Origin of the sequence: Nitrospira moscoviensis (assembly GCF_001273775.1) — a bacterium.
In the GTDB taxonomy this organism is placed as follows: Bacteria; Nitrospirota; Nitrospiria; order Nitrospirales; family Nitrospiraceae; genus Nitrospira_D; species Nitrospira_D moscoviensis.
The window spans coordinates 2,818,989-2,842,837 of sequence record NZ_CP011801.1; the positions used below are offsets into that span (position 1 = coordinate 2,818,989).

18 protein-coding genes are annotated in these 23,849 nt (G+C 63.5%); all 18 read right to left on the minus strand.

The window, feature by feature from the left end; genetic code table 11:
- Positions 1 to 43: 43 nt before the first annotated feature.
- The gene (gene sthA / locus NITMOv2_RS13755; protein WP_053380410.1) at positions 44 to 1,444 is read right to left on the minus strand and encodes a Si-specific NAD(P)(+) transhydrogenase; all 1,401 of its coding nucleotides are present in this window, start codon (positions 1,442 to 1,444) and stop codon (positions 44 to 46) included.
- The gene (locus tag NITMOv2_RS13760) at positions 1,441 to 2,493 is read right to left on the minus strand and encodes a cytochrome d ubiquinol oxidase subunit II (RefSeq protein ID WP_053380411.1); all 1,053 of its coding nucleotides are present in this window, start codon (positions 2,491 to 2,493) and stop codon (positions 1,441 to 1,443) included. Before NITMOv2_RS13760 ends, sthA begins: the two co-directional genes overlap by 4 nt.
- Complete coding sequence (locus NITMOv2_RS13765; protein ID WP_202967230.1) at positions 2,490 to 3,872, minus strand: cytochrome ubiquinol oxidase subunit I; 1,383 nt, start codon at positions 3,870 to 3,872, stop codon at positions 2,490 to 2,492. The genes NITMOv2_RS13760 and NITMOv2_RS13765 overlap by 4 nt, the downstream gene beginning before the upstream one ends.
- 91 nt (positions 3,873 to 3,963) lie before the next feature.
- Positions 3,964 to 4,233: a hypothetical protein gene (locus NITMOv2_RS13770; protein ID WP_053380412.1), complete on the minus strand. Its 270-nt coding sequence runs from the start codon at positions 4,231 to 4,233 to the stop codon at positions 3,964 to 3,966.
- A 30-nt stretch (positions 4,234 to 4,263) separates the two neighbouring features.
- The gene (gene htpX / locus NITMOv2_RS13775; protein WP_053380413.1) at positions 4,264 to 5,148 is read right to left on the minus strand and encodes a protease HtpX; all 885 of its coding nucleotides are present in this window, start codon (positions 5,146 to 5,148) and stop codon (positions 4,264 to 4,266) included.
- Between the two features lie 212 nt (positions 5,149 to 5,360).
- A complete protein-coding gene (locus tag NITMOv2_RS13780; RefSeq protein WP_053380414.1) occupies positions 5,361 to 6,251 on the minus strand; it encodes a universal stress protein in 891 nt (296 codons plus the stop codon).
- The gene (locus NITMOv2_RS13785) at positions 6,238 to 7,434 is read right to left on the minus strand and encodes a S1C family serine protease (RefSeq protein WP_053380415.1); all 1,197 of its coding nucleotides are present in this window, start codon (positions 7,432 to 7,434) and stop codon (positions 6,238 to 6,240) included. Before NITMOv2_RS13785 ends, NITMOv2_RS13780 begins: the two co-directional genes overlap by 14 nt.
- Before the next feature lie 29 nt (positions 7,435 to 7,463).
- Complete coding sequence (locus tag NITMOv2_RS13790; RefSeq protein WP_053380416.1) at positions 7,464 to 8,462, minus strand: sugar phosphate nucleotidyltransferase; 999 nt, start codon at positions 8,460 to 8,462, stop codon at positions 7,464 to 7,466.
- A 721-nt stretch (positions 8,463 to 9,183) separates the two neighbouring features.
- Positions 9,184 to 10,368: a BamA/TamA family outer membrane protein gene (locus NITMOv2_RS13795; RefSeq protein ID WP_145976337.1), complete on the minus strand. Its 1,185-nt coding sequence runs from the start codon at positions 10,366 to 10,368 to the stop codon at positions 9,184 to 9,186.
- Between the two features lie 206 nt (positions 10,369 to 10,574).
- A complete protein-coding gene (locus NITMOv2_RS13800; protein WP_053380418.1) occupies positions 10,575 to 10,925 on the minus strand; it encodes a hypothetical protein in 351 nt (116 codons plus the stop codon).
- Positions 10,926 to 11,212: 287 nt separating this feature from the next.
- Positions 11,213 to 11,395 (minus strand): hypothetical protein, encoded by a 183-nt coding sequence (locus NITMOv2_RS13805; RefSeq protein WP_145976338.1) that lies wholly within the window; start codon positions 11,393 to 11,395, stop codon positions 11,213 to 11,215.
- Positions 11,396 to 11,504: 109 nt separating this feature from the next.
- The gene (locus tag NITMOv2_RS13810) at positions 11,505 to 12,425 is read right to left on the minus strand and encodes a hypothetical protein (RefSeq protein ID WP_053380420.1); all 921 of its coding nucleotides are present in this window, start codon (positions 12,423 to 12,425) and stop codon (positions 11,505 to 11,507) included.
- 345 nt (positions 12,426 to 12,770) lie between these two features.
- Positions 12,771 to 13,181: a hypothetical protein gene (locus NITMOv2_RS23540; protein WP_145976339.1), complete on the minus strand. Its 411-nt coding sequence runs from the start codon at positions 13,179 to 13,181 to the stop codon at positions 12,771 to 12,773.
- Positions 13,182 to 13,257: 76 nt separating this feature from the next.
- Positions 13,258 to 14,670, minus strand: a complete 1,413-nt coding sequence (locus tag NITMOv2_RS13820; protein WP_053380422.1) for a sigma-54-dependent transcriptional regulator — start codon at positions 14,668 to 14,670, stop codon at positions 13,258 to 13,260.
- A 1-nt stretch (position 14,671) separates the two neighbouring features.
- Positions 14,672 to 16,675 carry a PAS domain S-box protein gene (locus NITMOv2_RS13825; protein WP_053380423.1) on the minus strand — a complete coding sequence of 668 codons (2,004 nt, stop codon included), beginning with the start codon at positions 16,673 to 16,675 and terminating at the stop codon, positions 14,672 to 14,674.
- 120 nt (positions 16,676 to 16,795) lie between these two features.
- The gene (locus NITMOv2_RS13830; protein ID WP_053380424.1) at positions 16,796 to 17,116 is read right to left on the minus strand and encodes a P-II family nitrogen regulator; all 321 of its coding nucleotides are present in this window, start codon (positions 17,114 to 17,116) and stop codon (positions 16,796 to 16,798) included.
- Between the two features lie 17 nt (positions 17,117 to 17,133).
- Positions 17,134 to 20,415, minus strand: a complete 3,282-nt coding sequence (locus NITMOv2_RS13835) for a DUF2309 domain-containing protein (RefSeq protein ID WP_187299211.1) — start codon at positions 20,413 to 20,415, stop codon at positions 17,134 to 17,136.
- A gap of 178 nt (positions 20,416 to 20,593) precedes the next feature.
- Positions 20,594 to 23,845: a DUF2309 domain-containing protein gene (locus NITMOv2_RS13840; protein ID WP_053380426.1), complete on the minus strand. Its 3,252-nt coding sequence runs from the start codon at positions 23,843 to 23,845 to the stop codon at positions 20,594 to 20,596.
- Between the last annotated feature and the right edge of the window lie 4 nt (positions 23,846 to 23,849).

Sequence of the window (23,849 nt, forward strand, 5' to 3'; positions counted from 1 at the left end):
CATGCGTCCTTCCCGCCGCGCCGACTGCCTCAGGCCGATTCGTTTACGCGGAAAGTTTATTATGCGCGTCCAGCGCCGCGACCTTGTAACACTCCGCCAGAGTCGGATAGTTGAAGGCCGTCGTCAAAAAATAGTCTAGTCCACCGCCCAGCCCCAACACGGCCTGACCGATGTGGATCAACTCCGTCGCGCTGGTCCCGATCACGTGCACCCCGAGGAGGCGCCGGTCTTCCCGATGAAAGAGCATCTTCAAAAGGCCGCTGTCATCGCCTAGTATATGGCCGCGGGCGATCTCCCGATAGCGGGCGCGCCCCGTCTCATAGGGCACTCGGCGAATCGTGAGCTCATGCTCCGGCTCACCGACCATCGAGATCTCCGGTATCGCATAGATCCCGATGGGAAAATGGGAGGCCATGGGATCGGCCTCGACGCCGAAGGTCACGCAAGCGGCCAACCGCCCCTGTTCCGCGGAGGTGGTCGCCAGACTGGGAAATCCGATCACGTCGCCGGCCGCGACAATATGGGGCACGGCGGTGCGGTACTGCCGATCGACGGTCAGGCGTCCGCGCTCGTCGGGGGTGAGCCCCGCCGCGGGCAGATTGAGTTGAGCGGTCGCCCCTTGCCGCCCGGCGCAGAACAAGACCAGCTCGGACACCAGCCGCTTGCCCGACTGCAGACGCATCACGACGCGCCGGGGTGGTCCCTCGACGATCTCCAGCTGCTCCACCTCCTCGCCCAACCGGAACGTGACGTCGCAATTCCGCATTTGAGAGAGCAGTTCGTCCACGATCTCCCGATCCAGGAACTCCAACGGACGATCCCGCTTGTCGATGACCGTCACGTCGATTCCGAGCGCGGCAAACATGGCGGCGTACTCGATGCCGATGACCCCCGCCCCGACGACGGCCAGCCGGCGCGGCAAGCGCGTCAGGCGCAGCAACTCGTCGCTCGTGACGACCAGGTCCGGCGCCGTCGCCACGCCGGGCGGCGGCGCGGGAATCGTGCCCACCGCGATGAGGATGTGCGCCGCGGTGACGACGGAAGAGGCCTCGTTGCTCGTGACGGCCACCGTGTGCGGATCGATGAACCGGGCCTCGCCCTTGAAAACCGTCACCTCATTCCGCTGGAGTTGGTCCTCGATAATGTCCCTCTGGCGTTGTTCGACTTCCGCGACCCGGGCGAACAACCCCTCCGCGGTCGGCCGGATGACCGGTCCCGCGCCCTGCCCGGCCCGCCCAAACCCGGCTCGTCCATTCAAGGAGAGGACCGCCTCCCTGAAGGTTTTGCTGGGGATCGTGCCGGTCGCCACGCAGACGCCTCCGACGACACGCCCTCGCTCGACCACCGCCGCGCGTTTGCCCAGCTTGGCGGCCTGTACGGCGCCCCGCTGGCCGGCGGGCCCGCTGCCGATGCACAGGAGATCATAGTCGTAGCCATGGCTCATCCGTGACGTCCCTCCGGTGTTCGGTCCCCGCTCGGCGGCGGACCGTCGTGGCTGAACAGCGCTCGCGGCTTGAAGAGGCCGAAGAGATACCAGAGCGACGGGAACAACACCAAGGCGCCGGCGCCCAGCGCAAGCAGCAGCCACCGGAGCGTCAACGCAGGCGCGGCGGCGGTGTAGATGGTCAGGCTCGGCGGCACGAGGTAGGGGAATTGAGCGAACGCCCAGGCCCAGAGCGTCAACGTGACCTGCCCGGCGGCGCAGAGGCGGGCCCAGCGAAAACGCCGTTGCCACAGGCACACCAGGGCGGCAAGACCGGCGGCCGCGGTCGCGAATTGGGCGACCGCTCCCCAAGCGGTGCCGGTCAACGCATCCCATGTGATGGGTGCGCCGTGTCGCGCCGCCAGCAGGACCGTCTCATCCAGCACCGAGACCGCCAATCCGGTTGCGATCGCGCGCCAGCGAAAGTCCTCCCTGAGCCCGTTGTCCTCGGCTTCGACGGCCAGATAGACGGCCGCAAGGTACGCCACCATCATGACGGTCAAGAGGCCGACGAGGAAGGGAAAGACTTGCAGCCAGGGGCTGACGAAGGTCGCGACGAAACCGCCGGAAGCGGCGGAGAGACCGCCGGCGGTCGTCCCGATGACGACGCCGAGCCAGAACGGCGTCAACAGGCTGGCGAGGGCGAACAGCCGCTCCCACTGAGCATGCAGCGCGCCGAACGGGACATCCGAGTAGCGGAAGGCGAACGCGGCGCCACGCATGACGATGCCGACCAGCAGCAACGTTAAAGGAATATGGAGACCGACCACGATGGCGGAGAAGGCCGGGGGAAACGCGGTGAAGAGGAGCACTAGCACCAGGATCAGCCAGACATGGTTGGTTTCCCAAATGGGAGCCAACGCCTGCTCGATGAGCGCCCGGTGTGCGCCGGCTCGCGCGCCGTTCGCGAACAGGTACCACACCCCGGCCCCATAGTCGGCGCCGCCCGTCAATAGATAGACAGTCAGCGCGATCAGCAGCGCGCCGGCGATGATCAGTTCCGGGCTCATTCCGGCTTCTCCGCGACGCCGACGACCGGGACAGCCAATGCGTCACCCCACGCCTCTTCGGTGTTGCGCCGCGCCGATTTTCCCGCAGGACTCGCCCCGATTTGGTGGAACAACACCCAGACCACCACTGCCGCCAGAAACAGATAGAGCGCCCCGAAGAACACCAGCGGCACGACGAGCCCGGGCATGGGCGTCACGGCTTCCGCCGTCCGCATGACGCCCGCGATGATCCACGGTTGCCGGCCGACCTCCGTGACCGTCCATCCCGCTTCAATCGCGAGAAACCCCAGCGGCGCCGTGACAACCATGGCCTGAAGAAAGCGCCGCGAACGGACGAGCGATCCACGCCGCCACCAGAGCCAGCCACCCCAGAGGCTGACGGCCGTCATCGAGACCCCGGCCAGGAGCATGATCTGAAACGCCGTGCGGACCACGCCGACCGGCGGCCACTCCTCGCGCGGCACGGCATCCAGGCCCGTCACTGTCGCATAGGGATCGAGGTACAGCATGAGGCTCAGGGCATAGGGAATCTCCACGGCGTAGCGGAGCCGGCCTTGATCGAGATCCGGAATGCCGCCCAGCCGAAACGGCGCGCCCGATTCGGTGGAGAATTGTCCTTCGAACGCCGCGAGCTTGGACGGCTGATGCTCGGCTGTCGCCTTGGCTAGGAGATCCCCGCTCACTGGCAGGAAGAGCGCGGCGACTCCGCCGACCGCACAGGCGACGGCGAAGGCGCGCTGATGGAACGGATTGTCCGGATCGCGCAGCAACCGGAAGGCATGGATGCCGGCGACGGCGAATCCGGTCGCCGCATAGGCGGCCAGCAACATGTGCGGCACTTGAAACAGTCCCGAAGGATTCAGCATCGCCGTCACCGGATCGATGTCGGTCGGGTGGCCGTCGAGGACGCGAAATCCGCGCGGGGTATTCATCCATCCGTTGGCCAGCACGACAATGACCGCGGAAGCGGCGCCGCTGAGCACGACGACGAAGCCTGCGCCCAAATGCGCCGCGGGAGAAAGCCGCCGCCACCCGTAGAGATAGATGCCGAGAAAAATGGCCTCGGTGAAAAATGCGAAGCCTTCGATGGAAAAAGCCAGGCCGACGATCGGGCCGGCCCAGGCCATGAATCCGGGCCAGAGTAGCCCGAGCTGGAACGACAAGACGGTGCCGGAGACCGCCCCGACCGCGAACAGGACCGCCAATCCTTTCGCCCACCGTTGTGTCAGCGTCAAAGAGACCTCGTCACCGGTTCGCAACCAGCGCCATTCGGCGATGACCATCAGCAGCGGCAGGCCGATGCCCACCACCGCAAAGATGATGTGGAACCCCAGCGACATCGCCATCAACGACCGGGCCGCGAGAAGATCGGTTATCATGTACCGTAACCTCCTGTTCGCCGCCGCGCCGGTCGACGAGACGCAACGGTCTCATCCCCCGCGCGATGCGACATCCGGCGTAGCCGCCGGTTCAGCTCCCCAACAATCGGTTGCAGCAGACGAACCGGTCCCATGTCTTCTCGCGATATCCTTTTCGCTCCATGCAGTCCGCCACATCTTCTTCGGTGCGTGACTCCGATCCGCCCGGAGATTCCATCCCGCGCATCGCGGCGACGCGACACTCGCGATAATCCCTCCGCGCCTGTTCGGGCGTCTTCCCGACCTGTTCCCACCTCGCATCCGGACGGGCCTGACAACCGGCGATGGTTGCCACGATGACGGCGATGACCCATGCGTACATCGGAGACCCCTGGATAACGGTCTCGCAACCTCAGGCACGTTCGAGTGCGTTGATCCGTGCCTCAATGGGAGGATGCGTCGCGAACAGGCTCAGAAACCCGCTTGTTTTTCCCGAAATCTTCATCGTGGCGAGGGCGTCCTGCGTCGCATACTCGCATTGCGCGCGATGGACCCATCTGTCGATTGCCCGCAATGCGGAGATCATGGCGTCTCGGCCGTAGACCTTGGCCGCAAACGCATCGGCGGCGTACTCGCGCCGCCGCGAAAACCAACTGATCGGAATCATGGCGAGGAACGACAAGACGATCTGGAGAAACATATACACGCCGAACGCGAGAGGGGCATTGCGTTCCGCCAGATTCCGGTACACCCAGCGACTGATGAAATAGACGAACGTATTCATCAGGCCGGCCAAGACCGTCGTCGTGAACATGTCTCCGTTGTACACATGCCCCATCTCGTGGGCCAGCACGGCTTTGACTTCCTCTTCGCGCAGGTGCTGCAGTAATCCGGTGGACACGGCCACCATCGAGTTGTTCCTGCTCGGGCCGGTGGCGAAGGCGTTCGGATCGGGTGAGTCATACACCCAGACTTCAGGCATTGCCATATGGAGTCGCTGCGCGATCTCCTGCACGGACCCATAGATCACCTGTTCGGCGTGAGAGCGTGGCTGCGTGATTGGCCGGCAGTCGAGCATGGAGCGGGCCATCTGCTTGGAAAAGGCCAAACTGAGGAATGCGCCGCCGAATCCGATCACCAGGGCCCACACAAGATCCTGCTGGTTGATTGCGCCGCGAACGTCGATCCCGAACGCGGGCAGAATAGAGTGGACCATGATCTGAAACGAGATCGAAAGGGTGACAAAGATCAGCACATTCGCGATCAACAGCAACCCGATGCCTTTCAGCTTGTTCATGCCATGCCTCCCATGAATAGAACCCTGGCCGAATGGCGACTCCAGGTCTCGCGTGTGTACCGCGTGGAAGATGGAGCGCCTCCGTACGGACCCCCTCGCCCACTCTTCCGGTTGAAAGACCGCCGCCCAATCTTCATTGCACAGTGTTCCCATCGAGCCTCGACTGTCAACCAGGCTGAACAGGGAGCCCGATTCATAGAATCTCCTGTCGTTCACGCCGCCGGATGACGATCGACTAACCTCAATGAGTCGTGAACCGGCACCGCCAGCAGCGGGCAGGGAACCTGCCGCAGGACCCGCTCCGTCGTGCTTCCCCACAGCGCATCGAGCAGGCCCTGCCGCCACTCCGTGGCCATCACGATGAGGTCGGCGGCCTGACGGTGCGCCGCCGTCAGAATCTCATCGACGACGACTCCCATTGAACACGCCCGGCTCCAGGTCCACCCGTTCCGCCAAGGGGTCAGGACCTGCGGCAGGTCGTCGGGTGACCCGACATGGAAAAGCTCGAACGACACATCGTGCGCCCCCAACCCATACGCCACGGCGCAGGCCGCCTCGATCGCGGCCTGCGGGAGGGGACGGTGGGCGACCGGAATCAGCACACGTTGCAGCCGGCAGGCGCCGGTCTCCGAAGCGATGAAGCCGGAACAATTCTCTGGGACGAATAAGCTCATGGTGCGGGATTTCCGCGAGAGCGCAGGCGCCATCGGGTGCTTGAGCCATCCGACCAGCTGATCACCTGCGTGGGTCGCCACGACCAGGAGATCGGCCGGTTTGCGCCACAGCAGTTGCACCATCGAGGCGACGGGATCACCCTCCATGGCGCGAATCTTTGAAACGCCGAGCCCCAACTGCAACAACTGCTCCTTGGTGGCGCCTTTCGGCAGCAGACCCCAACGGGACAACGTCGCCCGTACACGCGGAAAGTCCTCGAAATCCGGGTCGGCACGTTGCGGGTCCATATGCATGATGGTGAGGTCCGCCGTCAGCCCCAGGCTCAGCTTGAGCGCATGGTGGAATGCCGCCAGAGCGGCCGGCGAGAAGTCGGTGGGGTGCACCACATGTCGCAACCGAGCCTCCACGAAATCACTATTTGTCGCCATAGAATCCTCCTCCGGAGGCGACCGGCGAGTCGGCATCGGTCGCATCTCCATGCCATGCGCGCGGCAGGAGCGTCGGGCTGGATCGGTCGGGGACTGGAACAATGATGGACAGCGCATGGGGACGTTCGCCCACGACCATCGAGACCCGTTTCCGCAGTCGATCGCGGAGCAGTTCGACCGTCAGGGCGTCGCCGATCTTGAGCGTACCGAGCAATGCGACGAATTCCTCCGTCTTGCGGATCGGCTGTCCCTGCATCGACACGATCAGATCGCCTCCCATCATCCAGGGCTCGCCCGCGACGGTGACATCCACGGTTCCCGGTTGAATACCGGCGTCATCGGCCGGGCTGCCCGGATACACTTCCTCCACGAGCAGGCCGTCGGCCAAGGGTAAGACGAACAACTCCCGTATCTCCTCCGTGACGAACTTGCCGCCGACCCCGACCCAGGGGCGTCGCACCTGTCCTGTCGCCTTCAGTTTCGCCGCCACGTCCTTCACGATGTTCACCGGCACGGCAAATCCGATATTCTGCGTCCCTGAAAGCATCGCCGTCGTGATGCCGATGACGCGGCCGTCGGAGGCCACCAACGGACCACCGCTGTCGCCTGGATTGATCGGAGCGGTCGTTTGAATCAGCGGCACCCGTGCTTCGGTCAAGCTTAACCCCGGAGGCAATCGATCCAGTCCGCTGATAATGCCCGTGGAGAGGCCGAAGCCCAGCCCATAGGGATTGCCAATGACCAAGGTGCGCTGGCCGATACGCAGGGAATCGGATGCTCCGAACCGTAGGAACGGAACCTTGCCCTTGAGCTCATGGAGCCGCAGGACAGCCACATCGCTGTAGGTGTCGATGCCGAGCACCTCCGCTCGGACGCGCTGGCCGTCGTACATTTTTACTGTGACCGTATGAGCGCCGTGCACCACGTGGGCATTCGTGACGATCGTGCCTGCGTCGTCCACCAGGAATCCGGAACCGATCGTCGCTCGGCGGCCACTGCCGGAACTGAACGACGATGTAATAAAAACGGTTGCCGGCACGACCTCGCGATAGACCCGTACGGCTTGCTCCTCGTCGGGCCGGTCGGTCCCGGCGCCGGCGGCCAAGGTAAGCCCGGGCCACCAGAGTACGGCGGCAAGGATCGGGACCAAGCAGTCACGCGCGCTGAACTGTTTTGTGGTCATTGACGATGCTCCTTTCAGTGTCCTGCGCCTTAGACCGGCGTCGGTATCCGTAGTGCCGTCTCCGGAACCGCATGCGGGGCGAACGGCCGGTCGAGGCAGCTCAAGGGAAACGCCGGCGTCTTGCCGATGCGGCGGATCGTCTCCACAATTCGCTCCGGCTTGCCCCAATCGCTCCACAATACACCGGTCAGTTCCATGACCGCTACACGGGTCGGCGCCCGTTGGAGCAGGTGCGCGGAGAAGTTATACGCCGGCATCTCCCGGTAAACCGCCTCCACGGTGGCACGCTCGTCCCGCCCGTCCCAGGCGGACGCCAGCCGTTCAAAGAGAGGCATCATGTCCGGAACACAGGCGTACCCGGCCAACCATAACGTTTCCACTTTGGCCACGAGGACGAGCGTGTTCCATAAGGCTCCGAGCCGGAACGCTGCGTCCGCGATCGCCGCCGAGGGTTTTTCCACAAACGCGGACACCGCGCGGACCGGATGCGCCGGCGATCCGCCCAACGCCGCGCCGCGCATAATCCAGCCGTACTCGGTCTCCAATCGATCAGGCTGGACGCCCAACAAGAGCATCCGGTCCGGCATGGCTTCAACGGATGCGATCGCGCGCCGCACCGTGTCGAGAAATCGCGGTTCCGGCCAAATAAAGTGATCCGACGGATACACGACCACCGTCGCCTCTGGATTGCGCCTCCACACGTACGAGAGCGGCAGGAACACGCCCGCGGCCGTGTCGCGGTTGGCGGGTTGCCACAGAAGTTTGCCGATCGGCCGGCCGCGCAACTGCGATTCCACCTCGGGCCGATGGTGGCGAGCCGCGACCACGACGGTTCGGTCGCCGGGCACGAGCCGTCTCGCGCGGTCCACCGTGTGTTGAAACATCGATCGGGTTCCGACGAAGGCGCAATATTGCTTCGGGCGAGGCAGACCCAGCCATCGCCGCACGAATGGCTGGACCCGTTCCCCTTCCCCTCCGGCCAACACGATGGACCACACCGTCCTCCCCGCCGCACTTCGCTCCAACATAGTCGCCGTCCTTTCTCGGATCTTTCACCGAGTTGCTGTGTGTGATTGCCACGGCCGTCACAGGAGTCGGCCCCGCCCTCGCCGTTGCCGACAAGCAGACTTGCCTCACTGCGTGGCCCGTGTGAGGCACAGCGCCTGTGCCGTCATCGTGGCGGGGCTTCAGACTCACCCGTGGCGGTCCCTCTCATTTCGAGGCTCACGATAGCAACCCAACGCTCAATCGAAAAATAGATAAACTGACTCAGCCTCATTTGTTATTCCGATGGAATGACCCGCACGCTTCAAAACACACGCAAGGTCAATGCTGAATCGACACGTCGGCAACGGACGATTCCGGCCAGCCGCCAACGGGCCTATTCTGTGGAGGAAAGGACAAGCCGGCGACGGTGAGGTCGAACGGGAAACTGCTGCGAGGGTTCCAGAATCTCCTGACAAGCGTTTGTCCGCGCACGAGCTATGCCGCACGCCGTGCGCTCTCGCACCGGCACAAGGTCGCTACGGATGACCCGAGGCGCCACTGGCATCCTTGCGATCACCATTGATCGTGCCGATGATACACAGTGACGCCCCCGGGGCCCTCCCCGCAGCGACGGCTACTTCCCGGCTGTGGCCGCTCTGAGGCTGCCTCGGTTAAACGCCCGTTGCCCGTTTCACTTCGGCAGGGACTCCCCACGATCTTCTCGCCGCAATCAAGATGCACATGACGTCTCCCCACGCCGGCTCAAAAGTACTGGGTGATGCCGATCTGAACCAGGGAATTCGGACTCGGCGAAAACAGATGCGCGACATCCACCCGCAGGAGCGTATTGGCCAGGAACGTCGGCACGATGCGTATCCCGGCCCCCGCGTTGACGGCTCCGAGCCAGTCTCGGGGCCCTCCTTCCTCGGTGAACGATTGGAACGCCCCGAAGTCGGAGAACAACACACCCTGTATCGCCCAGCGGGGCGCCACCTGAACGGCGTGCCGCAGCTCCAGGTTCATATAGGCCTGCGCGCGGTTGCGGTACAGGTTATCGGACAGCCCCCGCACTCCGGCGATACTGCCGATCAAGAGGCTGTGATTCGGATTCCCGCTCGCGTTGACGGCTTCCGCCACCCCGTTGAGCATCACGACCGTAGTCGGCCCCAAAGGAATACCGTGGAGGTACCGCAACTTGGCTTCATGGCGCTGCTGGTTTGCGCCGAAAAAGAAACCCGGCCGAAGCTCCAGCGCGAAGCGGTACCCGGTCGGCACCAGATCGTGCCAGTGGTACTTATCCCATGTCAGCTCGGGAATCACGCCGACGTAGTATCCGTCGGGCTGGCGGCGAGCGCCGTTCACGTCTTCGATCATCTCGCGATACACTCTGACGACGACCTCGTACCGCAACGGCGACCCATATCGGTAGGGTCCTTTGAATTCCAACTCACCGCCCATGCGTTGGCGGTTCCATGTCGAAGCCGAATCGGCAAACCGGATGCTGTTCACGTTGTAGGATCCCTTGATCTCTTTGGCCCATCGGTCGGGCGCAAAGGGATGCTGTGAAAGCCATACGTCGACGTTCGGTCCCCGCTGACTGTAATTGAATTGCCCGCCGAGCTGGGTGCCCGCGCCGAACAGATTGTATTCCACAAGGCCGACGGTGGCGTTGAGATCCTTCACGCTGGTGCCGCTGGTGAAGTTCAGGATGGGCGCCAGGGTGATTTTTTCCTGGACGTCCACTCTGAGCATGGACCCGTCGCGCGTGACCCGCACATAGTCAAACAAACTGAGGTTCCGCACCCGTCGTTCGAATTCTTCAATTTCGGACCGGGTGAATTCGCCCGGAAAGGGGCGGGACAGCAGCCGGGAGACGGTGTCGTGCTTTGTATGAATCAGTCCCTCGATCTGCATGGTATCGAGCCAAGCGGGTTCGCCGTCCGCCATGCCGTTCGCCGCCAGCACGCAGCTCACGGTTGTCGGGAGGCTCGGCGCAAGGGTGACGCAGGCAGTCAGGCATAGTTGAACAAGAAGACATGGACCACGTGAAACAATACTCTCGTGTCGCATCGCAGGCCTCCATCAAAAACAGCAAAAGAACGGCGCTCTCCGATCAACGGGCCGAGCGCATGCAGCGGAGACGCTGGATGAGACTAAACGCGAAGCGGAGTAGAGAAGGAAACGGGCCTGGTTCTGGGGGGCGGATGAAGTCGAAGTACCGCTCTCGGAGCGGCGGCGCCTATGACCGTGACGGTGATGGCGGACGCATCGAGATCCGCAGCCGCCGTGCCGGCGTCTGCGGCTGAACCGCCTGCGCCCTGGCTCGGCATAAGCAGATGCTCGGCGGCATTGTCCGGTTCTTCGGTCGCGGCGCGAGCATCGGCCGCCACGTCAGGCTCTTCAAACACCAGATCGATCACGAAGTCTCCCGTGGTCGAAAGACAAATCACGAGCGCGAGCCAGCTCATGACCACGAGAGGAAACCGCGTCCGAAGATGCATCATGACGGCAAGTATAGAGAGGAGAGTGCATCCCGTCAATTTTCACCCTGGTTGCCAAGATCCCGAACCAAAGAACACGCTCCACACTTATATATTCGCCTGCTCTCCTGCCTGTTCGAGGCCCCGCTCATTCTGATTCACCGTTTCCGCCCCACAGCTGAGTTGGTTCGGGTCTCACACGCAACGAAAGGGCCTCACGGGCGGATGGGTGGAGTGAACACGGTCGGGCTGTTCGCCGCGACAGGACCCGCGGAAAGCCTGATGACAGCAGATTTATTTTCGGATTAGGGCTAGGGCTCGATCTTCTGAATGTACGCCGCGTACCCGTCTTTCGTCACAAAGACCCGCACCTCGTCTCCCGGTATGGCGCCATCCCGGCGGGAGTGCTCATCAACGGAGATCAAAAGCTCTTGACCGCTGAGATCGAGGATCACGTAGCGATTCTCCTCGATGGCGAGCACGGTGCCTCTCATCCCGTCGAGTCCGCATCCCACAAGACAAAGGCTGAGACCTGCTGTCGCCGTCAATCTAAACATGCTGAACACGCTATCCAGTCCCATCGCTACCCTCCTGGCCTCACCATCAGCGAAAAGGAAAGACGTCGTCCATCAAAAACCGTAGGCCGATCTGAAGCGTATAGTTCCACCCTGGGCCCGTCTCGATTCCAGCCCCGACGCCCGAGCCGATCCCTCCGTCGCGAACCCCTCGGAGAACAAGATCCCACTGGAGATTCGGGGTCTTGTACCAGCGGAACCCCACCTGATAGGCGGGGAATTCCTCCTCGAAGCTGAACGGATCACCATTGAAGACCTCGCCCAGAACTCGAAGTTCTCGGCTGATCGGCGTAATCACCTCGAAGCCGGCAGCCCAGTACAGTTTGTTTGTCCACCGTCCTCCGAGCCCGGCATTGTATTGCCCTTTGGTCCCCAGATTGACATGAATCGCCAGGCCATTATCGTAGGGATCGGTGCTGTCTTGCGGGGTGAAGAGGAACCAACTGACGTGCAGCATGTTATACGAGTTCCAGAGCTGTTTGTTTCCACTGAGTGGCGCCAAGACGGCTGCAGCCGCGGACACCGATGGAACGAGGCCGAAGGAACGGTAGAGGACATACTTCGGCTGAAACACGAGATCCTGCGGGGTCATTTTGTTGTTTTCATACTGAAACCCGAAACCTCCTCCAATAATCTCCAACCGGTCCGTTACGGAGCTGCCCTGCAGCGAACGAACCTCGAAACCCGGCGTACGACCCCGGCCCAGGGTGATGCCCCCGAAGTTTTCCACCTCAAGCTGTCCTGGATAGACCACCCGGGCATCGTCGGTCACGAAGGGCCGTACAGCGAACACTTCCGAGGGCGGCAAGAAGGCGACCATCATCGCGAAGAGGCTTCCCAACCAGGGATATCGCAGATATCCTTGGAGCCCCGCCCGGGCCGTAGCGGGAGCTGAGGCGCGACCGTGGGGAGGTGGATTCTTGTGAGAGAGAAGCAGAATGAACGCCATGATAAAGTTCCTATTGCCCGTCCACGCAGGCCGGGCAGGAACTGCCATGACGCTCGTGGATCAGAAAACGAGATGAACAGACCAGCCAGCGCCCCAGGATGCGGTGGCAGGCCTTGAGGTGGTTGGGCCTATGTGAGGCAGAGTACTACCCCCAGGATCCATTCTCATCACTCCGGCAACCTCCCCCTTCTGGCGCTTATCCACGGGATCGCAGAAGAGGAGGCGATTGAGTTGCGAAGCGTCTTGTACAGAAAGCGTGAATGCCTGTCAAGCACAAGCTTCCGCGAAGCGTATCTTTTCTTCAATCCGCCGGGTTGGGCGTCCGACAACGCTGGGTGATGATCGTTATGGATTGGGATTGCAGCCTTCAAAGATCGCTTCACAGTGGTCCAAGGCATCGATACCGCTCGGAACAGATCGATAGCCAATGTCTGTAACCCGATCCCTTTCCAGCAGCACGCTCGCCCAGCAGCCGCGGTGGGCACGTGGAAAACTTCCTTTCGATGTCGGAAAGGATTTTTCCAGCATTGACGTCTCCTTATAGTAGAGAAAGAGGACACTATCATTCTGGACCGCTTCACGGATTGGCTGGCCGGCACAAGACAGGAGAGTTTCTTTGGTCTTGCCGATGGTGGCTTCCCGATTCGGGACCACGCTCACTGGCTCGGGCGTTGCACACCCCTGAAAGCCACCCAGCCCCGTCAGGATGAGGAGGCATGCCGTTGGACCGGGATGGTGCAGCCGATAGAATATCACGGTCTTTTCCCGTTACCGATACACCGGAAACCTGGCCCCTGATACCGGCTTCACTCCTGCCGGGCAAGACGAATCGTCAACTGGCCCCCATATCCTTGCGCCGCCGGTCCAACATCCAGCGGTTGATCCCGAGGTGCTTGGCCGCAAGTGTCTTGTTGCCCCCGGTCCGTTCCAGCGCCTGCTCGATCAGGTCAGCCTCCACATCGAACAAGGATCGCTCCCCGAGACGAAAGGACAGATGGACCATCATCGGATCGGGACGTTGAACTTCAACGGCCGGCGCCGCTGCGGAGAGCGGCTCGGCGGGTCGTCCGGCGTCTCTGAGATCCGAAGGGAAGTGGGACGTCTCCAACGCCGTCCCGCCGCAGAACATCACGGCGCGCTCGATCAAGTTGCTCAATTCGCGGACGTTGCCCGGAAAGCGATACCGCTCAAGGAGCTGTCGCGCCGATTCGCCGAGCGTGCGCACGGGTTTCTTGAGCGCGAGGGCCGACCGCAGCACAAACTGTTCGGCAAGCGGGATGATGTCCTCCGGACGCTCGCGCAACGGGGGCATCGTCAACGTCACCACATTGAGCCGGAAAAACAGATCCTCGCGAAACTCACCTTTGGCTACGGCGTCCTTCAAATCGCGATTCGTGGCCGCCATGAACCGCACATCCACCGGCATGGTGGTGGTGCCCCCGACGCGACGCATCGTCCTCTCCTCGATGACGCGCAACAACTTGGTCTGCAAGGCCAGCGGGAGATCGCCGATCTCGTCAAACAGCAGGGTCCCCCCCTCGGCCAGCTCGATCAATCCGCATTTACGTCCCGCGGCGCCCGTGAAGGAACCCTTCTCATGCCCGAACAGTTCGCTCTCGAACAGCTCGCGTGGAATGGCCGGGCAATCCACCTCGATATACGGATTCGCCGAGCGCGGACTATTGTAGTGGATCACCCGCCCCATGAACTGTTTGCCGGTGCCGGTCTCTCCCTGCAGCAGCACCGTGACGCGGTCATTCCGGGCCACCTCCCGCACTTGCTGGATCAACGCCTGCATGGCGAGGCTCCGGGCGATAACGGCATCGAGGGCGTAGCGCTCGGCGTCCTGGCCGCTCTGCAATTTGACGCGCCGGGCCAGCGCCAGCATCTCCGTGGCCCGCTGGAGCGCGAGCAACAAATCGTCCAGGTCGATCGACTTGGCGATGAAATCGAACGCGCCCAATCGCATCGCCTCGACCGCGTCCTTCACGGTCCCGCGCGCCGTCAGCATGATGACCGGCACGTCCGGATCGACCTGCCGGACACGACCCAGCAGATCGATACCGGACATCTGCGGCATGACGAGATCGAGGACGATCACATCCGGCATCGTCTCGTGGAGCGAGGCCAAGGCCTCCTCGCCGGAGCCCGCGGTCTGCATGAGATACCCGGCATCGCTGAGCCGGAGCGCAAAGGCCTCCCGGACCGACCGCTCATCCTCGACCAGCAAGACCCTCCAAGCCATCTCACTCCTTCTGTCTCACCGGGAGCCAGATTTCGACGATCGCGCCGTGCCCGGGCGGACTCTTGATCGTAAACTGCCCCCCGTGCCGCTCGATGATATCCCGACTGATGGTCAACCCCAATCCCACCCCTTTCGCCTTGCCGCTCGTAAAAAACGGTTCATGAATGTGCGCGAGATCCTCGGGCGCGATGCCGGGCCCGGAGTCTTCGAACACAACTATCACCCCGGGCTCTCCTCTCAGGGTCGCCGGGTGCGCTCGCACCGTCAGTTGCCCGCCTTGCGGCATCACCTCGATCGCATTCATCATGACGTTCAGCCAGACTTGCTGCAGATGACCGCGGGAAGCTTCGACCGACGGCACCGCAGGGCTCAGGTCGGTGACGACCGCGACCCTCGTGGCTTCCAGCTTGTTCTGCAGCAAGGCTCTCGTGTCCTCGAGCAGCGCGGGCAGATCGCAGGGACGAAACTCGAACGACCGCTTCGGCAACTGGCCCAGATGCGATTGGAGAATCGCATCGATCCGGCTCGCCTCCTCCGCGATCAGCCGGCACCGGCCGCGCACGGATTCCGGGAGCGCCGCCTGCTCCGCCAGATGCGTCGCGAGGCTGCCGATCCCGATCAACGGATTCCGAATCTCGTGAAGGATGCCGCCGGCCAACTGTCCCACCAGCTTCACCTGTTCGGTGTGGCGCAGCGCCTCCAACATGCGCTCGCGCTCCGTGAGGTCGGTGAGAATGGCAAGCACGTACCGAATCGTGCCGTCCGGATCCTTGACCGGACTGATGCTTTCCCAGGCAAGAAATTCAGAACCATCCTTGCGCCGGTTGATGATCCGATCCGTGAAGGGCGTCCCTGCTCGCACCGCCTGCCAGATCCGTTCATAAAACTCCGGAGAATGCTTGCCCGATTTCAGGATCGCCGGGGTCCAACCGAGCACTTCAGCACGCGTCCAGCCGGCCATGCGTTCCATGGCCGGATTCCATTCCAGCAACCGGCCGTTCGTGTCCGTCAGCATGACGCCATCCTGGACCAGCTCGAACAATCGGTGATAGAGCTGGATCTGAGTTTCCTCCCGCCGCCAGCGCTCAAGCACGGTGGCGATGGTGTTGGCGACCGAGCAGAGGAACTCCAACTCCTTCGGGGAAAATTCCCGCACGGATTTGCAGTGCGCCCCCATGACCCCATAGACCCGATCTTGCACCATCATCGGGACGCTCATGCCCGCCACCCCGCCGTGCTCGGCGAGGAGCGTGGAGGGCGTAAACCGGGTTTCCGCTCGGAGATCGCGCACCACGACCGGCTGGCGCTCGCGGATCGCGAATCCCGCCTGCGAATGCGTGCCGCCTTCGACGGTGAGGCTGCCGATCAAGCCGTCCCGCCAGCCGATGCCGGCAATCAGGTAGAGATGCTCGTCCGATTCGCGCGGAATCAGGATTTTGACCAGCTCGACGTTCAACGCCTCGGCGGTCAGCCGGACCGCCTCATGCATGATCTCCTGGACCGGCGTCCCGCTCACAGCCAGCGCGCCGATTCTGGCCAACAGCGATTGAAAGCGGCCGACCGTTGCGGCCTCGGCAGCCAGGCAAGTCCGTTCCGTGATGTCCTCCAGCACGACCAAGACGGCGTTCCCCTCCGGCAGCGGCACGACCGTGACGGTGGCTTCGATGAGCCGCCGGAGCTGATCGGTCCCTCGGCTTCGGTATCGACACGTGCGCCTCGTTCCGACCGGCTCCGCGGCGATCTGCAACGCTTCGCGGAGGAGGCCCGCGCGCGTGGCTTGTGGGAGTTCCTCAGCCTCTCCCGCATCGCCCGTCTGCCGGCTGCCTCCCGGCTCGTCACCCACCAGGTCTCGCCATCGCTGATCTTCGAAAACCAGCGCGCCGTTCATCACCACGCCGACGCCGCCCCGCAAGCTCTCGCCGACCCAGACGGCGAGATAGGAGACGAAGGTCTCTTGAAGCGACGGGCGTTCAACCGCTGGTGCGGGGGGCAGTGTCTTGCTCATGGCTCTTTTATATTGTTCACGGGATGTGACATGGGGGACCTGCGTATCCCGACTTTCTACTTCCCCTTGTATGGGGCGGCACGCCAGGCGTACAACCCCGGCCGGCGAGCCCGCGCGCGATTAAAAGCGCTCCCGGCGGCTGACCGCCACATCGGAGACGAACATCACGCCCGAGTGCCGATCAAAAAGCGGCCGCAGTCCGGCAAGAATCGGCTCCACTTTCTCCTCAGGCACCACGGTCATGATCATGACCAGGCTCTCGGTGTCGTTGAACATGTAATGCGCCTCGTGAAACCCATGATGGCCCTTGCCCGAGACGTTGCCGAGAATCGTGTATCCGGTGGCGTTCACTTTCTCCAACAAATCGGTGACAAACGGCCGATTGTCCCCTTCGACGATAATGCGGACCTCTTTCATCGGATGCAATGTCAAGCCTGCCATGATCACTCTCCTTGCAGTCAGTTGACCAACGCCCCGTCCGTGTCGATGTCCTGCCATCCCCCTGCCGGTCGATAGCGATACAACCTTCGCTCCTCCCGCTCCAGCACCATGAGGTGCACCCACTCATTCTGATAAAAACGTCGCAGGACGTCATGGCGCTGGATGAGTCCCTCGACGCGCGCTCGCGGGGCTTCGACGATCGTGAGCAACCGCATCGGCTCATGGTAGGGCTGCTCCCCGTCCATCACGGTCTGCCACGGCAGGCCGATCCGGAGATCGCTCTGCGTGCCGAACATGACGCCCACCCGGCCGACCACGTTGTGATAGACCTTGCTGCCGGCGCCATACACGTCGTGATCGACCGTCGAGAAATAATGCTCCATGTTGATCCATTGCGTGACGACTTGCGGCGCGGTCAGCAGGACCTCCAACAATTTGCCGGCCGGGTCTTCGAGATACTCGTACGAGTGCAGGAACACGCGCCCTTCCAGATCCAGTCCCTGCGTCAGCGCCCGTCGCGCGATGATGAACGCGGCGTTGCGCGAAAGCCCCCATTCCGGGCGCACCTGGCTCCAGTCCGCGCTCCGCCTCCGGACGGCACGGACCGCGCGCTGCTCGCACAGAGTCGCGCTCGCGTCGGGGAAGCGACGGCAGCGTTCCAAGCTGGTGAGCCGACCGGCTTCGCGCAGGTCCGCGACGATACGGGTGAGATCCTTCCGGTGGGTCGGCGGCACGTCTTCGAGGTCGAAGAATTCCACCTCATCGGTGGTCGTATCGATCTGCGCGGCCACGAACTGCGTGTCCGGCGGAATCGCGATCCCGTTCTTGGCCAACCGCTCGCGGACCCTCGGCCTATTCGCCATGGCCGCCAGCAGGCGGGCGTTGGGCGCGCCCTGATTGCCTCCACAGGCCCCACAGTCGAGCGCGGATTCGAACGGGTTGTTGTCCGAGGTGCTGCCGTGGCCGAAGAGCACCACGAACCGGGAAAACCCGGTGGTGAGCCCCATCATCCGAAGCGCGGTTTCCACCGTGAAGACTTGTTCGTCCAGGGTGAACCCGGTCCGCGTGATGCGCTCCTTTTCGGCCGCCGCCCAGCGGCGATCGACACGGTGGACGCGCCGCAGATCGAGCACGAACGCTTCTTCCTCTTCGGCGGAGAGCCCCGGAACGCGAAGGGGCGCGCCGATCGCCGGCTCGGTCGCTCCATCTCCATTCAACGCCCGGAGCCGTAACGCTTCCACGAGCTCGGCCGTGATCGAACCGGCCGGAAGCCCCAGCCGGCTGCGGAGCGCGTGCCGGATCGCCGCACGCTGCTCACCGGCCACCATTTCCTCGGCCTCCTCCTTGGTCAGTTTGTCCACGGTCAAGGTCGTCGACACCGGTGGGGCCACCAAACGCCTGAGCCAGGCCGCGCCCCTCTGAAACCAGAGGGGCACCAATGTCTTGCCGAAGAAGGGCACGGCATAGAACCATCCGAGCGATTCCACCATGACGTACGGCGTGATCACATGTTCTTTGAGATCATGGAGCAGCGCGTGCAACCCGCGGATGATCCGCGTGCCGACGCGATGCCGGTCAAGCGCGCGCTCCTGATACGAACGCGGAATCTCCCTGACCAGATTCCTGGCCTTCATGATGACCGGATACTGGTCCGTGTCATGCTGCGCGCCGAAGGACCGATACCGAACAAAGCAAATAAAAAACCCGGCGAACCCGAAGGTCTCGTAATTTCCGATCGTCTCGAGGTGGCGGCGAAACACCTCGGAGCGCACGTCGATGCAAAAGACGGCCTGGGCTTGGGGGCGCGGGCTTGAGGGTTCCTGAGGGGCGTCACCCGATGCCCGGCGACCGTCGAGGGCGGCCCCGTTGCGCACGTTCGGCAGGAGTTGTCCCACGACACGATCCTGCCAAGTGGCTTCCAAGGCCCGCAGCCAGTACAGCCCGTGTTGCGCCTCCGAAAACATCCGGAGCCACTCGAGGACCCGGCACAATTCGGTCGGCGGCGCCGTGCGAAGGATGGCGGGATCGAGTTCCAACGCATAAGCCACCCGGAGCAGTTGCCAGGCGGCCCGCACGCCGGCCGCTCGTTGCGCGGCAGCGGCCGTCTCGCGCAGATACCGTTCCGCCAATGTGTCCCACTCATCGGCGGAAGCTCCCGGTGTCAGAGCGAGGCGGTCCACGTCGCGCGCGTACGGGTCGGGAAGGTGCCCTGCGACCCGCTCTCGCCGGAGCACATAGGCCAGCGGGTGCCAGTGCATGTAATCGCGCATCGCTGGGAAGGTACCGTCGATGCCGAGCGCCCGGCGGCAGTGCAGGGCGACCAGCTCACGCTCGTAGAACAACCGGATCGCCAAATACTTCACGAGACTCGCCGGGTAGGCCTCTTGCCAGGCATATCCCTGTTGCTCCGAACGCCACCGGATGAAGCCGCTCCACCCGACCAGCGCGCCCAGATGGAGCGCGAAATACTCCTGCCAGCTCTCGCTTGGAATACCCAGCAGCCGGAGATTCTCCAGCAGCGCATCCTCTGGGCGCTCGGGGAGCGCGGCGACTTTCCGTTTCCAGTCGGGGACGCCCCATCGAGCTCCGTTGGGCTCTTCTTGCGCCAACCGCCTCCACGTTCCGTAGAACGTGGCGTCCCGATGCGGCATGGGCCAGGCCGCCTGTCCCTCGTCCAGAAAGGCGGCGCACCACTTGCTCAGCTCGCCATCGATGAGGTCGGTGATCTCCGTGCCCAGCGTCTGATCGCACCACCCTGCCAGGGTCGGGAAGCGGCCCAATCCGGCGAGCTCCTCATCAACCCGGGCGCGCGCGCAGGCTTCCCCGGACCGGTGCCGGACGATATCGCGAAGGGCCGCCGCTAATATGGTGATCAGCAGCCGCTCTGATTCGGAAGACCGGGCCAACCAGGTCTCGGGGCTTTCCTGCGTCGGCAGGCCGATGCCATGGAGGAAGTGCGCCCGCAGCACATCCAGGTGGCTGATCGTCCTCGTTCCCCAGGTCACTGAGCCGTCCTGCGCCAGCGGGCGCAGGACCGCCTCGACATGCCGCGGTGAGATGGTTCCCTGTCGGAAGTACGCGCGATAGGCTTCGTTCGGGAGATAGCCCCGCCCTCGCAGGAATTGGTTGGCTCGCTGGATGGCGTCGTGGAACGGCAGCTCTTCAAGCCCGTGCAGGGGATTGTGATGTATGAACGTCCGCATGGGCCAGTAGGTTCCGGTGATCTCACCGGCCACCCGCACATGCGCTCGCAGTTCCAGCCGTTCGGCTTCGGTGTAGGTGCTCATGTCTGGAGCCATGCCCGCCCTCATGTGACGACGCACGCCGGAGCCTCGCCTGACGCAGCGGGCATTGTACCCAACCGTTCCAAGGCAGTCGAGACGCCGGTCACGAAGAAGGATACCGAGCGGGCCTCGTGGCCATGGTGCCGCTTTGGCGGATGGGCGGTCTGATCGCGGTGAGCACGACCAGCCGGCATCATGAGACGGCCGTCGCAAGCCCGGGCGTAATCACATCCCACTGCTGCGTGGGGCGATACCGGTACCATCGCCGTTCCTCCGGGTCGAGAAGCACCAGATGCACCCACCCGTGGTCATACCACCGCTGGAGGAGCGGATGGCGCTCGATCAAGCCGATCACGCGATCGCGGGGAGCCTCGACGACGGCCAGTAACCGGACCGGTTCGTGATACGGCTGCTCATCGTTCGCCATGACGCTTTGCCAGGGCAATCCGATCCGCAGGTCGCTCTGGGTCCCGACCATGACGCCCAGATGCCCCACGACGTTATGGTAGATCTTGTTTCCGGCGCCATAGGTCTCATTGTCCACCGTGGAGAAGTAGTACCCCAGATTGATCCACTCCATCACCTGACCCGGCGCGGTCAGGATGATCTCCAGCAACTTGCCCGTAGGATCCGCCGTATAGTCATAGGAATGGAGAAAGACCCGTCCGTCGAGATGCAGGCCCCGCGTCAGCCGGCGGCGGCCGACCACGACCGCGGCATTCCGGGCCAATCCCCACTCCGGACGGACTTGACTCCAATCGGCGCTCCGCTGCCGAACCAGCGTCTCGACCGTGGTCCGTGCGATCTCCGGCGCGATGTCCGGGAGCTGCGCCAGGCGCTCCAGCCCAGTCTGCCGACCGGCCGCGGCCAGGTCCTCGATCAAGCGGATCAGGTCTTTCCGGTGCGTCGTCGGGACATCCTCGAGATCGAACAACTGCACGGCGTCGGTGCACGTGTCGTGCCGCCCTCCGATGAAGCAGGTATCTTCGGGAATGTAGATTCCCTTCTTCTCCAATTGCCGGCGCACGTCCGGGTTATTCGCCATCGCGGCCAGGAGGCGCACGTTCGGATTGCCTTCGTTGCCGCCGCAGGCGCCGCACTCCAGAGCCGCCTCGTAGGGATTGTTGTCCACCGTGCTGCCGTGTCCGATGAAGACCACCAGCCGGCCAAAGTTATGGGTCAGGCCCATCATGCGGAGCGCCGTGTCCACCGTGACGACCTGCTCATCGAGCGTCAACCCCGTCATGGTAATCCGGCTGATCTGAGCGCCCATGCGGCGGCGGCTGACGCCATAGTCGGTCCTGAGCGCGGCGATGAACCGGGCGGTGTCCGCCGCCGACAGGCCCGTGAGGGACGCCCCCGTGCCGCCGCTTTCCTCCAGCGCCTCCCGGCGCAAGGTGTCGATCAGCCCAGGGTCGATCTGCGATCCCATCAGGCCGAGCCGTTCGCGCAGGGCCCGACGGATCACCGCGCGATGCTCGGCGGCGAGCATCTCTTCGACCTCGTTCCTGGCCAGTTTATTGACCGTGAGGGTCGTCGCGATCTTGGGTGCCAACAACTGCGTCAAGGCTCCCCCAACCCATCGCCAGCCTCGAGGGATGAGCGTTTTCCCGATGAAGGGAAGGGCGAAGAACCACCCGAGGGACTCGACCATGACATAGGGCGTAATGACATGATACTTGAGGTCGTGGAACAGGACATGAGCGGCCTGAATGAGTCGCGCGCCCGCGCGATAGCGGGACACGGCCAGACCGGACACGGACCGCGGGATTTCGCGCACCACGTTCTTGCTTTTCATGATGACCGGAAAGCTATTGATGTCATGATGGAGCCCGAAGGCCCGGAAGCGGATAAAGCAGAGAAAGAACCCCGCAAACCCCAGCGTCTGATAGTCGCCGATCTCCTCCAGGTGCCGGCGGAACCGCTCCGAACGGGCGTCGATGCAGAAGACCGCCTGCGCGAGCGGGCGCACTTCCTGAACGGGCACAGGGTCCACGGGCGGCTTAACATTGCGCTCCAACCGTTCAATGAGCGACTCCCGGAACCCCGCCTCCAGCGCCGCCAACCAGCGAGGACCATGCGCCTGTTCCGGAAAGGCGTTCAACCATTGCAAGAGCCGTTTCAGCTCCGATGGAGGACCGTCCAGCAGCGCCCTCGGGAGGATCTCCAGATGCGCCGCCAGCCTCGCCAGGCGCCAGGCCGCCGTCTTCACCGTAGCGTCGTCATGGAGGGCGCCGAGATTGGCGACATACCGGTTCGCTAGGGCCTGCCACGCCTCGCTTCGAGCCGATGGTTCCGTACAGGCCAGCCGATCGACTTGCCCCACATCCGCCGATGGGAGCCGGCCTGCGACCCGTTCCCTCCTGAGCAGATAGACCGCCGGGTCCCGATGCATGAATGCGGTGAGGGCCGCAACGGTTCCTTCCGTATCGAGATGGCGGCGGCAGGCCGCCCTCACCAACTCCTGCTCGTACCAGAGCCGCACCGCGAGATATTGCACGAGGTCGCAGGGAAAGGCCTTGGCCCATTCCGCCGAGACCGGATCCGGCTGCTCGGCTCGCCACTTGATGAACCCGGCCCAGCCCGGCAAGGCGGTAAGATGGATCGCCAGATAGTCGGGCCAGGTTGATTCCGGCAGTCCCATGGTGGTGAGGCTATCCAGAAGGGCATCCTCCGCCCGTTCGGGCAACGCCGCCAATGTGGCCTCGCCGTGTTCGAGCAGGCCATCGAGCGAGCCAGAGCGATCGTAGCCTGCAAGCGTCTTCCAGGTCCCGTAAAAGGTTTGTCGCTGCCTCGGCATGGGCCAGGCCGCCTGCCCTTCATCCAAGTAGGCGGCGCACCACTTGATCAGTTCCGAATTGATCGTCGCCCACAGATTGAGTCCAAGTGTCTGATCGCACCACTGGGCCAAGGAGCAGGTATGAGCCAGCACCGCCCGATCCGCTTGGACCTGGGCCTGGACGATCGCTTCCGAGCTTGAACGATCGAGCACGTGACGCAAGCGATCGGCAAGGGCTTCCACGCAGTCCCGCTCCGGCTCGTGGTTGACGACGGCATCGACCATCTCGTGCGCCGGGTCCGGAATGCCGTGGATCAAGTGGGCCCGGAGCACATCCAGATGGGACACCGATTTTCCCCCGATCGTCACGGGCGGCTCGCCGGCCAACGGTGCCAACGCCGCATCGACCTGTTGCCGTGTGATGCGGCCCTCTCGATAATACGCGCGGTAGTGTTCATTTGGCAGGTATCCGCGCCCGCCCCACCAGGCTTGGGCGCGTCGAATCGCGTCATGAAACTCCAACTCTTCCAGGCCTACGAGCGGATTGATGGCGATAGCCGTGCGGAGCGGCCAGAGCGGGGGAATGATGTCGCCGGCCAGTTTGACGAGCGCGCGCAGCTCAGCGCGGCGGGATTCTGTATAGGGGACGGACTCGAGCGCCTGCATCGGA